General features: G+C 75.5%; 1 protein-coding gene. It reads left to right on the forward strand.

Annotated elements, in window-relative coordinates:
• Positions 1-8: 8 nt before the first annotated feature.
• Complete coding sequence (locus ACZ69Q_RS06420; RefSeq protein ID WP_471037272.1) at positions 9-14,510, forward strand: SDR family NAD(P)-dependent oxidoreductase; 14,502 nt, start codon at positions 9-11, stop codon at positions 14,508-14,510.
• Positions 14,511-14,558: the final 48 nt, after the last annotated feature.

Here is a 14,558-nt window from a genome sequence, read left to right on the forward strand (position 1 = left end):
AGCCAGCCATGACCACGATGCCCAGCGAGCAGGTCGTCCAGGCCCTGCGGGCCGCCATGAAGGACGTCGACCGTCTGCGCAGGAAGAACCGGCAGTTGGCCGCCGCCGCGGCGGAGCCGATCGCCGTCGTCGGCATCGGCTGCCGCTACCCCGGCGGCGTACGCTCCCCGCAGGACCTGTGGCGGCTCGTCGCCGACGGCACCGACGCGGTGTCCGCGCTGCCCGCCGACCGCGGCTGGGACCTCACCGCGCTGAACACCGCCGGAGCCGACGAGCACGGACACGAACTCAGCACCCGCGGCGGCTTCCTCGACGGCGTCACCGACTTCGACGCCGCCTTCTTCGGCATCTCCCCGCGCGAGGCGCAGCGCATGGACCCGCAGCAGCGTCTGCTGCTGGAGATCTCCTGGGAGGCGATCGAACGCGCCGGTCTCGACGCCACCACCCTGCGCGGCAGCCGCACAGGCGTCTTCATGGGCACCAACGGCCAGGACTACGCCCACCTCGTGCTGCGCTCCCTGTCCGACGCCGACGGCGAGGTCGGCAGCGGCATCGGCGCCGGCGCCCTGTCCGGGAGGCTCTCCTACACGCTGGGCCTCGAAGGGCCCGCGCTGACCGTCGACACGGCCTGCTCCTCCTCCCTGGTCGCGCTGCATCTGGCCTGCCAGTCGCTGCGGGGCGGCGAGAGCACCCTGGCGCTGGCCGGCGGTGTCAACGTGATGGCGACGCCGGGGCCCCTCATCGAGTTCAGCCGGCAGGGCGGGCTGGCCCGGGACGGCCGCTGCAAGGCCTTCGGTGACGGCGCCGACGGAACCGGCTGGGCCGAGGGCGCCGGAGTGCTGCTGCTGGAGCGGCTCTCCGACGCCGAACGCAACCGCCACGAGGTGCTGGCCGTCGTCCGGGGTTCCGCCGTCAACCAGGACGGCGCCTCCAACGGCTTCACCGCCCCCAACGGCCCCTCCCAGCAGCGCGTCATCCGCGCCGCCCTCGCCGCCGCCCGGCTCACCCCCGCCGACATCGACGTCGTCGAGGCGCACGGCACCGGCACCCCGCTCGGCGACCCCATCGAGGCACAGAGCCTGCTCGCCACCTACGGCCAGGACCGCGAACGGCCCCTGCTGCTGGGGTCGGTGAAGTCCAACTTCGGCCATGCGCAGGCCGCCTCCGGAGTCGCCGGAGTCATCAAGACCGTCATGGCGATCCGGCACGGCATCGCGCCGCGCACCCTGCACGCCGACACCCCCAGCCGCCTCGTCGACTGGACGTCCGGCGCGGTCGAGGTCCTCGGCACCGAGCGGCCCTGGCCCGACACCGGTCACCCGCGCCGCGCCGGCGTCTCCTCCTTCGGCGTGACCGGCACCAACACCCACGTCATCCTCGAACAGGCCCCGCCCGCCCCGCCGGAGCCCGAGCCGACCGCACCCGCGCGCACGCCCGGCGCCCTGCCCTGGCTGCTGTCCGCCGCCACCCCCGCCGCCCTGCGCGACCAGGCCGAGAAGCTGCGCGACCTCCTCGCAGGCGACAAGGGTCCGCGGCCCCTCGACGTCGCCTACTCCCTCGCCGTCACCCGCGCCGCCCTCGACCACCGCACCGCCGTGGTCGACCACACGCCCGCCGCGCTCGCCGACCCCACCGGCCCCGGCACCGTCCACGGCCAGGTCGCCGGCCGGCCCAAGCTCGCCCTGCTGTTCTCCGGGCAGGGCAGCCAACGGCTCGGCATGGGACGGGAACTGCACGGCCGGTTCCCGGCGTTCGCCACCGCGCTGGACGAGGCGCTGGCCTGCTTCGAACCGGGGCTGCGGGAGGTGATGTGGGGCACGGACGACGGGTTGCTGAACCGCACGGACCACACCCAGTCCGCGCTGTTCGCCGTAGAGGTCGCGCTGTACCGGCTGCTGGAGTCCTGGGGCGTGCGCGCCGAGTTCGTAGCCGGGCACTCGGTCGGCGAGATCGCCGCGGCCCATGTCGCGGGGGTGCTGTCCCTCGCGGACGCCTGCGCCTTGGTGGCGGCGCGCGGCAGGCTCATGGCGGCCCTCGCGCCGGGCGGCGTCATGGTCGCCGTCGAGGCGGGCGAGGCCGAGGTGCGGCCGCTGCTGACGGCCGGCGTGGCGATGGCAGCGGTCAACGGGCCCCGCGCTGTTGTGCTTTCGGGCACCGAGGAGGACGTGGAGCGTGTGCTCGCGGCGCTGGGGGAGCGGCGACACACCCGGCTCGCGGTGAGCCATGCCTTCCACTCACCGCTGATGGACCCGATCCTGGACGACTTCCGCGAGGTCGCCGAAGGACTGACCTGGCACGCCCCCGAGACGGCCGTCGTCTCCGGCCTGACCGGCCTGATCGCCGAGCCGGAGGAGCTGAGCTCGGCCGAGTACTGGGTCCGGCACGTCCGCGAGACCGTGCGCTTCGCCGACGGTGTGACAGCCCTCGCGGACGCCGGGGCCACCGCCTTCCTGGAGGTCGGCCCCGACGCCGTACTCGCTGCCGCCGCCCGCGCCAGCCTGCCTGAACGGGCCGTCGTACAGCCCCTGCTGCGCCGGGACCGGCCCGAGGAGACCGCGCTCGTCACCGGCATCGCCGCACTGCACGTCCACGGCGTCGCCGTCGACTGGGCCGCGTTCTTCGCCGGCACCGGCGCCCGCCGCGTGGACCTGCCGACGTACGCCTTCCAGCACGAGCGGTACTGGCCGGCCGGCGGCGCCCGCACTCTGGAGGTGACCGGCGCCGGGCTCGAAGCGGTCGGGCATCCGCTGCTCGGCGCCGCGATGGTCGTGGCCGGCTCCGACGACCTCGTGCTCACCGGCGTGCTCTCCACCGCCGTACAGCCCTGGCTGGCCGACCACCGCGTCGGCGGCATGCTGTTCTTCCCCGGCACCGGATTCCTGGAACTGGCGATCCGCGCCGGGGACCAGGTGGGCTGTGCGCGCGTAGCCGAACTGACCCTCGCCGTACCGCTCGTGCTGCCCGACGAGGGCGCCGTACAGGTCCAGCTCAAGGTCGGCGGGCCGGACGGGACCGGGCGCCGCGAGCTGTCGTTCCACTCCCGTCCCGCCGACCGGGCCGAGGCGCCCTGGACCCTGCACGCCACCGGCCGGCTCGCCCCGGACGCCGCCGAACCGGCCCCCTTCGACGCCGCCGAATGGCCCCCGCGTGACGCGCAGCCCGTCGACATCACCGACCGCTACGACCGCTACGCCACTGCCGGCCTGGTGTACGGGCCCGCCTTCCGCGGACTGCGCGCCCTGTGGCGGCGTGGCGAGGAACTCTTCGCGGAGATCACCCTGGACGCCTCGGTCCGCGACACGGGCGAGTACGGCGTGCACCCCGGCCTGCTGGACTCCGTCCTGCACGCGGCCGCCCTGGACCACGACTCCGAGCGCCTGCTGCCGTTCGAGTGGCGTGAGGTGACCCTGCACGCCTCGGGGGCCGGACTGCTGCGCGCCCGGCTGCTGCGCACCGGACCGGACACCGTCGTGGTCGACGCCGCCGACGCACAGGGCGCCCCGGTCGTCTCGATCGGCGGCCTCACCCTGCGGGCCGCGCCCGACGCCGCCACGCCCGCCACGCCCGACCCGGCCGGGTCGCTGTTCCGCCTGGAGTGGCAGCAACGCGAGGTGCAGGCCGCCGCGAAGGGCGGCTGGGCGCTGGTCGGCGAGGACCCGTTCGGGCTCGCGGCCCATCTGGCGGGCGCCGCGCACGCGCCGGCGCTGGACGCGCTGCCGGGCGAGCGGGCGCCGCGCCACCTCGTGGTCCCGGTCGCCGGATCGGGCGAGGGCGCCGAGGCGGCCCGTGCCGCCGCCCGCCAAGTGCTGGCCCTGCTGCGGGACTTCCTCGCCGACGACCGCTTCCGCCGCTCCCGACTGCTGCTGGTCACGCGGGGCGCCGTCGCCGCGACCGACGCGGAGGACGTGACCGACCTGGGCGCCGCCGCCGTATGGGGACTCGCCCGGTCCGCGCAGGCCGAACATCCCGGCCGGCTGCTGCTGGTGGACACCGACGAAGCGTCCGCGGCGCTGCTGCCGACGCTGCCCGCCCTGCTCGACGACGCCGAACCGCAGGCAGTCCTGCGCGACGGGGAACTGCGGGTCGCCCGACTGGCGCGCGGCGCGGGTGCCGCGCTCGTGCCGCCGGTGGACGGGGCGTGGCGGCTGGACGTGAGCGAACGCGGAAGCCTGGACGGGCTCGCCCTGACGCCCTGCGAGCAGCAGGAGCTGACGGGGCGGCAGGTGCGCATCGCGGTGCGGGCCGCAGGTATCAACTTCCGTGATGTGCTGAGCACGCTCGGCATGTACCCGGGTGAGGCCGGGCTGCTGGGTTCCGAGGCCGCCGGAGTCGTCGTGGAGACGGGCCCCGGGGCCGAGCTGTGGCGGCCGGGCGACCGCGTCATGGGCATGGTCGCCGGCGGCTTCGCGCCGAGCGTCGTCGTGGACGAACGGCAACTGACCGCCGTGCCCGCCGACTGGTCCTGGGAGACGGCCGGTTCGGTTCCGCTGGTGTTCCTCACCGCCTACCGGGCGCTCGTCGAACTCGCCGACGTCAGGCCCGGCGAGAAGGTCCTCGTGCACGCGGGCGCGGGCGGTGTCGGCATGGCCGCGATCCAGCTCGCACACCACCTCGGCGCGGAGGTCTTCGCCACCGCCGGCGAGTCGAAGTGGCCCGTGCTGCGCGAACTGGGCGTGCCGGACGACCACATCGCCTCCTCCCGCGACACCGGCTTCGCCGACCGGTTCGCCGCCGTGGCGGGGGAGGGAATCGACGTCGTCCTCAACGCGCTGTCCGGCGAGTTCGTCGACGCCTCGCTGCGGCTCCTCGGGCCCGGTGGCCGGTTCCTGGAGATGGGCAAGACCGACCTGCGCGCCGCGGACACCATCGCCGACGGCATCCGCTACGAACCCTTCGACCTGGGCTGGGTGGACCCCGACGGCATCCGGCGGATGCTGACCGCACTCGACGCGCTGTTCGCCGCCGGCACCCTGCGCCCCCTGCCGGTGCGCTCCTGGGACGTGCGGCGGGCCGCCGACGCGTTCCGCTTCATGAGCCTGGCCCTGCACACCGGCAAACTCGCCCTCACCCTGCCGCCGGCCCTGGACCCCGACGGCACGGTCCTGATCACCGGCGGTACCGGCGGCCTCGGCAGCCTCCTCGCCCGCCACCTCGTCACCCGGCACGGCGTACGGCACCTGCTGCTCGCCGGCCGCCGCGGACCGGACGCGCCCGGCGCCCTCGAACTCGTCGAGGAACTCGCGGCGCACGGCGCCGAGGTCGCCCTCGTCGCCGCCGACCTGACCGCGCCCGGCGCGGTAGCCGCCGTACTGGAAGCCGTCCCCGCAGCGCACCCCCTGACAGCGGTCGTCCACACGGCGGGCGTTCTCGACGACGGCGTGCTGGACGCCCTCACCCCGGACCGGCTCGACACCGTGCTGCGGCCCAAGGCCGACGTGGCCTGGCAACTGCACGAACGGACCCGCGACCTGGACCTGGCCGCGTTCGTGCTGTACTCGTCCACCGCCGGCCTGATGGGCAGCCCCGGCCAGGCCAACTACGCCGCGGCCAACGCCTTCCTCGACGCGCTCGCCGAGCATCGCCGCGCCCACGGGCTGCCCGCGCTGGCGCTGCGCTGGCCCGGCTGGGAGCAGCACGGCGGCGGCATGACCGCGGCGCTCTCCGACCGCGACCAGCACCGCATCTCCGCCCTCGGACTCCCGCCGCTGACCGCCGAGCAGGGCCTCGCCCTCTTCGACGCCGCGCTCGCCACCGACGCCGCCGCCCTAGCCCCGCTCCCCGTCGGCGGCACGCCCCTGCCCCCTGGCGTCCCCGTCCCCGCGCTGCTGCGCGGCCTCGTCCGCCCCGGGCGCCGCACCGCAGGCAGCGGAACCGTCACCCGGGGCGCCCTGGTGGACCGGCTCGCAGGACTGCGGCCCGACGAACGGCGCCGCCACCTCGTCGAGCTGGTGCGGGCCGAGGCGGCCGGTGTGCTGGGCCACGGCACGAGCGAGGCGGTCGACGCCGACAGCGAGTTCCGCCGGCTCGGCGTGGACTCGCTCACCGCGATCGAACTGCGCAACCGGCTCGCCACCGCCACCGGCCTCCAACTGCCCGCGACACTGGTCTTCGACTACCCCACGCCCCGCAGGCTCGCCGTCCATCTGCTGGGCGAACTCATCGAGGAGGGCGTCGTCGGCGACGCCCCCGCGACGCCGGCCGCGTCCGGCACCGGCCCTGCTGACGAACCGCTCGCCGTCGTAGGCATGGCCTGCCGCTACCCCGGCGGCATCACCTCGCCCGAAGAGCTGTGGGAGTTCGTGGCGGCCGGCGGTGACGCCATCTCCGGCATGCCCGACGACCGGGGCTGGGAGAAGCACACCGGCGTCGCCTCGGCCGACGGAGTCGCGGGCGGATTCCTGCGCGGTGCGAGCGAGTTCGACGCCGCGTTCTTCGAGATCTCCCCGCGCGAGGCCGTGGCCACGGACCCGCAGCAGCGGCTGCTGCTGGAGACCGCCTGGGAAGCCCTCGAACGGGCCGACCTCGACCCGCACAGCCTGCGCGGCAGCCGCACCGGTGTCTTCGTCGGCCTCAGCGGCCAGGACTACGGCACCCTCGTCATGCAGTCCTCCGTCGACGTCGAGGCCCACGCCACCACCGGCCTCAACACCAGCGTCGCCTCCGGCCGGCTGGCGTACGTGTTCGGCCTGGAGGGCCCGGCCCTCACCGTCGACACCGCCTGCTCCTCCTCCCTCGTCGCCCTGCACCTCGCCGGGCAGGCGCTGCGCGGCGGCGAGTGCTCGCTCGCCCTCGTCGGAGCGGTCACCGTGATGTCCACGCCGGTGGGCTTCGCCGGCTTCTCCCGCATGGGCGGCCTCGCCACCGACGGCCGCTGCAAGGCCTTCGGCGACGGCGCCGACGGGACCGGGTGGTCCGAGGGCGTCGCCGTCCTCGTCGTGGAGCGGCTGTCGGACGCCGTGCGCAACGGGCACGAGATCCTCGCCGTGGTGCGGGGCTCGGCCGTGAACCAGGACGGCGCCTCCAACGGGCTCACCGCGCCCAATGGCCCCTCCCAGCAGCAGGTCATCCGTCAGGCCCTCGCCAACGCCGGGCTCACCCCCGCCGACGTGGACGCCGTCGAGGCCCACGGCACCGGCACGAGCCTCGGCGACCCGATCGAGGCGCAGGCGCTGCTCGCCACGTATGGCCGGGACCGCGAACGGCCCCTGCTGCTCGGGTCGGTGAAGTCCAACCTCGGCCACACCCAGGCCGCCGCCGGCGCCGCCGGGCTCATCAAGACCGTGATGGCGATGCGGCACGGCGTCCTGCCCCGCACCCTGCACGCCGACCCGCCGTCCCGGCACGTCGACTGGTCGAGCGGGGCCGTCGAACTGCTCACCGAGAACGTCCCCTGGCCGGACACCGGCCGCCCACGCCGCGCGGGAGTCTCCTCGTTCGGCATCAGCGGCACCAACGCACACGTCCTGCTCGAACAGCCGCCGAGAGCGAGAGAGTTGGACAGCCCGTCCCTCAGCGCACCGGCGCCGGACCGCGCAGCGCTCACCGTGGGGCTCCCATGGGTGATCTCCGCCCGCACCGAAGCCGCCCTCGAGGCGCAGATCGCCCGGATCCGGACCGCCGCCGAAGGGCTCGACGCCCGTGACGTGGCCTGGACGCTGGCCGGTCGCGCCGGACTCGAACACCGTGCCGTCCTGGACTCCGACGGCACGACCGAACTCGCCCGCGGCCTGGCCGCCGACCGCCCGCTCGCCGTCGTCTTCCCCGGCCAGGGCAGCCAGCGCCTCGGCATGGGCCGCGAACTGCACGCCCGTTTCCCGGAGTTCGCCTCCGCCCTCGACGCGGTCCTCGGCCACTTCGACGCCGGCGTCCGGGACGCGATGTGGGGCACGGACGAGGAACTGCTCAACCGCACCGACCACGCCCAGTGCGCCGTGTTCGCCGTAGAGGTGGCGCTGTTCCGGCTGCTGGAGTCGTGGGGCGTCACCGCAGGACACGTCACCGGGCACTCCGTCGGCGAGGTGGCCGCCGCCCATGTCGCGGGCGTCCTCTCCCTCACGGACGCCTGCACGCTGGTGGCGGCCCGGGGCCGGCTCATGGCCGCGCTGCCGCCGGGCGGTGTGATGGTCGCGGTCGAGGCGACCGAGGACGAGGTACGGCCGCTGCTCACCGACGGCGTGTCCCTCGCCGCGGTCAACGGCCCCACCGCGCTCGTCGTGTCCGGCGCCGAGGACGAGGTGACCGCCGTCGTCGCGGCCCTCGGCGAGCGGCGCCACACACGCCTCGCCGTCAGTCACGCCTTCCACTCGCCGCTCATGGAGCCGATGCTGGACGACTTCCGGCAGGCCCTGGCCGGGCTGGAGTTCCGTCCGCCCCGGATGACGGTGGCCTCGGCGCTCACCGGCCGTATCGCCGAGCCGCAGGAGCTGTGCTCGGCGGAGTACTGGGTGCGGCACGCCCGCGAGACCGTGCGGTTCGCCGACGCCGTGGACGCCCTGCGTACCGCGGGAGCCGCGGCCTTCCTGGAGGCCGGCCCGTCCGGTGTGCTCAGCGGCATCGTCCTCGCCACCGGCCCCGACGACGGCGTCGCCACCCCGATGCTGCGCCGCGACCGGGGCGAGGAGGACACCGTGATCGGGGCGCTGGCCACGCTCCATGTCGCGGGCGTCCCCGTCGACTGGCGCGCCGTCGGCGCGGGCACCGGAGCACGCCGCGTGGAGCTGCCGACGTACGCCTTCCAGCGGGAGCGGTATTGGCCCGACGGCGGCCCCGTCGCCCCGCCCGCCCCCCGCACCGAGCCCACCGGCTCCGCCGCTTCCCGCGACGAACTGGTCGCCCGGCTCACGACGCTCGGCCCTAAGGAGCGCGAGCGGCACGTGCTGGGGCTGGTGCGCACCGAGACGGCCGTCGTGCTCGGCCACCGGGGCCGCGACGGGATCGACCCCGACCACGAGTTCGGCAGGCTGGGCATGGACTCGCTCACCGCCGTGGAGCTGTGCAGGCGGCTGTCCGCGGGCACCGGACGCCAACTGCCCGCGACCCTGGTCTACGACTACCCGAGCCCCCGCCGGCTCGCCGCCCACCTCCTCGCCGAACTGCTCGACGACGACCCCACCGCCGGCCGCGGTGCCGACCGGGCCGCGCCGGTGGCCCAGGACGAGCCGCTGGCCATCGTCGGCATGGCCTGCCGCTTCCCCGGCGACGTCAGCACCCCCGAGGAGTTCTGGGAGCTGATGCTCGCCGGCCGCGACGGCACCGGACCGTTCCCGGACGACCGCGGCTGGGACCTCGACACCCTGCACGGCACCGGCCCCGGCAGCAGCGCCACCACCCGCGGCGGATTCCTGTACGACGCCGCCGACTTCGACCCGGGCTTCTTCGGCATCAGCCCCCGCGAGGCGCTCGCGATGGACCCGCAGCAGCGGCTGCTGCTGGAGACCTCCTGGGAGGCGTTCGAACGCGCCGGACTCGACCCCGACGCCCTGCGCGGCAGCCGCACCGGCGTCTTCGTCGGCACCAACGGCCAGGACTACGTCCATCTCGCCACCCGCGCCCGCGAGGACATCGGCGGCCACCTCGGCACCGGCCTCGCCGCCAGCGTGATCTCCGGCCGGCTGGCGTACGTGTTCGGCCTGGAAGGGCCGGCCATGACCGTCGACACGGCCTGCTCCTCCTCCCTCGTCTCGCTGCACCTCGCCGCCCAGGCGCTGCGGGGCGGCGAGTGCGAACTCGCCCTGGCCGGCGGCGTCACCGTGATGACCACCTCGGTCAGCTTCGTCGGCTTCAGCATCCAGGGCGGCCTGGCGACGGACGGCCGCTGCAAGGCGTTCTCCGACGACGCCGACGGCACCGTGTGGTCCGAGGGCATCGGCATGCTGGTCGTCGAGCGGCTGTCGGACGCCGTACGCAAGGGGCACGAGGTCCTCGCGGTCCTCCGGGGTTCGGCCGTCAACCAGGACGGCGCCTCCAACGGACTCAGCGCCCCCAACGGCCCGTCCCAGCAGCGCGTCATCCGCCAGGCCCTCGCGAGCGCCCGCCTCACCCCGGCCGACGTGGACGCCGTCGAGGCCCACGGCACCGGAACCCGGCTCGGCGACCCGATCGAGGCGCAGGCCCTGCTCGCCACCTACGGCCGCGACCGCGAACGGCCCCTGCTGCTCGGGTCGGTGAAGACGAACATCGGCCACACCCAGGCCGCCGCCGGAGTCGCCGGCGTCATCAAGTCGGTGCTCGCGCTGCGCCACGGCAAGCTGCCCCGCACCCTCCACACCGACACCCCCTCCAGCCGTATCGACTGGTCCTCCGGCGCGCTGTCCCTCCTCACCGACACCACCGAGTGGCCCGAGACGGGCAGGCCGGCGCGGATCGCCGTGTCCGCTTTCGGGATCAGCGGCACCAACGCGCACGTCATCATCGAGGGCGCGCCGACACCGGAACCGGAGACGCCCGCGACCGCCACACCCGCCCTCGCGCCGTGGCCGGTGTCCGCCCGTACCGAAGAGACCCTCGACGCACGGATCGCCGAGCTGACCGACTGGGCGCCCGACCGTGACCCGCAGGACGTGGGCCGCTCCCTCGCCGCCCGCTCGCACTTCGCCCACCGCGCGGTGCTCCTCGCCGACGGCGAGGCCGTGCGCGGAACCGCCGCCGAACGCCGCCCGGCCCTGGTGTTCTCCGGGCAGGGCACACAACGGCCGGGCATGGGCAGGGAGTTGTACCACCGCTTCCCGGTGTTCGCCGAAGCCTTCGACGAGGTGCTCGGCCACCTCCCGCCCGGCCTGCGGGACATCATGTGGGGCGACGACCCAGAGATCCTGCGCCGCACGGAGCACGCGCAGCCCGCCCTGTTCGCCCTCCAGGTCGCCCTGCACCGCCTCGTCGCGTCCCTCGGCGTCACTCCGGAGTACGTGACCGGACACTCCGTCGGCGAGATCGCCGCCGCCCACGTCGCCGGCATCCTCACCCTCGACGACGCCTGCGCCCTGGTCGGCGCCCGCGCCCGCCTGATGGGCGAACTTCCGCCCGGCGGCGTCATGGTGGCCGTCGCCGCCACCGAGGACGACGTGGCGCCGCTCCTCAACGGCGAGGTCGCCGTCGGTGCCGTCAACGGCCCCGACGCGCTCGTGCTGTCCGGTGCCGAGCCCGCCGTGGAGGCCGTCCTCGCCCGGCTCGGCGACCGCCGCTCCCGCCGACTGGAGGTGTCCCACGCCTTCCACTCCCCGCTGATGGACCCGATGCTCGACGACTTCCGGACCGTCACCGCCACCCTGACCCACCACCGGCCCCGCATCCCGTTCGTGTCCGCCGCGACCGGCGCCCCGGCCGGCGACGACCTCGTCTCGCCCGAGTACTGGGTGCGGCACCTGCGCGAACCCGTCCGCTTCGCCGACGCCGTCCGCACCCTCGCCGGCGCCGGAGCCGACGCCTTCCTCGAGATCGGCCCCGACGGCGGCCTCACCTCCCTCGTCGCCGACCTCGCACCCGGGGCCGCCGTCGCCGCAGCGCTGCTGCGCCGCGACCGCCCCGAGGAGGCGTCGGCGGTGGCCGCGCTCGCCGCCCTGCACGTCGAGGGCGTCACGGTCGACTGGACCGCCCTGTACGCCGGTACGGGTGCCCGGCGCCTGCACGACCTGCCGACCTATCCGTTCCAGCGGCGCCGGCTGTGGCCCACCGCCTCCCTGCGCTCCGCCGACGCGACCGGACTCGGCCTCGCCGCCACCGACCACCCCCTGCTCGGCGCCGCGCTGCCGGTCGCAGGGGCCGGGGACCTGGTCCTCACCGGCACCCTGTCGCGCACCCTGCACCCCTGGCTGGACGGTTCGGCCGTGGACCGCGCGGTCCGGCTGCCCGGTGCCGCCCTGGTGGAGGCCGCCGTACGCGCAGGCGACCAGGTCGGCACACCGCACGTCGCCGAACTCACCCTGACCGAGCCGGTGACGGTGCCCGACCAGGGCGCGCTCCAACTCCAGCTCCGTATCGCCGCCCCCGGCGACGACGGCGCCCGGCCGGCGTGGTGCCACTCCAGGCCCGCCCACGAACCGGACGCCGCCTGGACCGAGCACGCCCACGGCCGGCTCACCCCCGAGCCGCCGGCCCCCGCACCCGACACCACCCGGTACGCCGCCGGCCAGTGGCCCCCGCCCGACGCCACCGAACTCGCCCTGGACGACCTCTACGACCGGCTCGCCGACGCAGGTGTCGAACACGGCCCCGCCGCCCGCGCCCTGCGCGCCGCCTGGCGGCACGGCGACCACCTGTACGCCGAACTCGCCCTGCCCAAGGAGACCGGCGAACACGCCGGGTTCGGACTGCACCCGGTACTGCTCGACGCCGCCCTGCACGCCGCGCACGTCGTCACCGAGGCCGAACAGACCGAGCCCGAGCGGCTGCTCGCCGCCGAGTGGCGCGAGGTGACCCTGCACGCCGCATCGGCCACCGAACTGCGGATACGGCTGAGCGGCAGCGGCGACACCCGCGACCTCGTCGCCGCCGACCCCTCCGGTGCGCCCGTACTCACCGCCCGTGCCGTCGTCCTGCGCCCCGCGCAGCGCCGCGCCGACGCCCCCGCCACCGGACCCGACCTGCGCACCTCCCTGTTCCACCTGGACTGGGAGGAGCGGCCCGTACCGGCCGCCCCCGCCGAGCCGGCCCCCTGGTACGTCCTCGCGGCCGACGACACCGACCAGGCCCTCGCCCTCGGGTCGCTCGCGGAACCAGTGAAGTCCCTAGCCGAACTGCGAGAAGGTGACGACGCGCCGGTGCGGCTGCTCGCCGTCCCGCTCACAGGCCTCGACGACGCGGCCGTAGCGGTCCACGAACTGACGCACCGCGCACTGACGTTGACGCAGGAGTTCCTCGCCGAGGACCGGTTCGCCCGCACCCGCATGGTGTTCCTCACCCGCGGCGCGGTCGCACCCCACGGCGAGGACGTCACCGACCCGGCCGCCGCGGCGGTCTGGGGCCTGGTGCGGTCCGCGCAGATGGAGCACCCCGGCCGGTTCCTCCTCGTCGACGTCGACGGCGGCGCGTCCACCGCGGCCGTGCTGCCCGCCCTGCCGGACACCGACGAGGAGCAGTTCATGGTGCGCGACGGATGCCTGCGCGTGGCACGGCTCGCCCGCGTGCCCGACGCCGCCGCCACGGCCGACGTCGGCCCGGCCGGCTGGCGCACCGACGGAACCGTGCTCATCACCGGCGGCACCGGCGGCCTGGCCCGCATCCTCGCCCGGCACCTGGTCACCGCCCACGGCATACGCCACCTGCTGCTCGCCGGCCGGCGCGGCCCCGACGCCCCCGGCGCCGCGGAACTCCGCGACGAACTCGAGGCTCATGGCGCCCGGGTCACCCTGGCCGCCGCCGACGTCGCCGACCCGGCCGACGTGACCGCACTGATCGCCGGCATCCCGGCCGAGCACCCGCTGACCGCCGTCGTGCACACCGCCGGCATCCTCGACGACGGCGTCCTGGACGCCCTCACCCCCGACCGGTTCGACACCGTCCTGCGGCCCAAGGCCGATGCCGCCTGGCATCTGCACCGCGCCACCGGCCATCTGGACCTGGACGCGTTCGTCACGTACTCCTCCACCGCAGGTGTCGTCGGCAGCCCCGGCCAGGCCAACTACGCCGCCGCCAACGCCTTCCTCGACGCCCTCGCCCAGCACCGCGCCGCCACCGGACGGCCGAGCCACTCGCTGGCCTGGGGTCCCTGGGCGCACAGCTCCGGCATGACCGGCGCACTGAGCGAGGACCACATCCGGCGCATGAACCGCTCCGGCACCCCGCCCCTCGAACCCGAACTGGGCCTCGCCCTGTTCGACGCCGCCACCGCCCGCGACGACGCCCGGCCCGTGCTGATGCGCACCGCCGCCCGCACCGGCGCGGCGCTGCCCTTCGCCGGACCGGTGCCGCCCGTCCTGCGCGGACTGATCGGCGGACGCCGCACCGCCGCCGGCCGCAACCGCGCCGCCGAACTCGCCGCCCGCCTCGACGGACTGCGCCCCCAGGACCGCACCCGGCACCTCACCGAACTGGTGCGCACCGAGGCCGCGACCGTGCTCGGCCACGAAACACCCGAACAGATCGGCGCCGAGGACGAGTTCGCCGCCCTCGGCTTCGACTCCCTGACCTCCGTGGAGATGCGCAACCGCCTCGGCACCGTGACCGGCTTGCGCATCCCCGCCACCCTCGTCTTCGACCACCCCACCCCGCTCGCCGTCGCCGAGCACCTCGCCCGGCGACTCGGCCGCGGCCCCACAGCACCCGCCGACGCACTGCACGCCGAACTCGACCGCCTGGACACGGCCCTGGCCGGCGCGCTCGACGCCGACGGCCTCGACCCCGCCGCGCGCACCGGCGCCGTCGCCCGGCTGCGGGCCCTGCTCGCCCGGATCACCGACGACGGCGGCGAACGGCAGGGCGCGGACGACGACGTGCGCAAGCGCCTCGACGCCGCCGGCGCCGAAGACCTCATCGCCTTCATCGACAGCGAGATCGGCCGACCCACCGACCGCTGAACCGGGTCACATCTCCCCACCGGTCTCCCACCGAGGAAAGGGCATTGA

Source organism: Streptomyces sp. NPDC036764 (assembly GCF_055609385.1).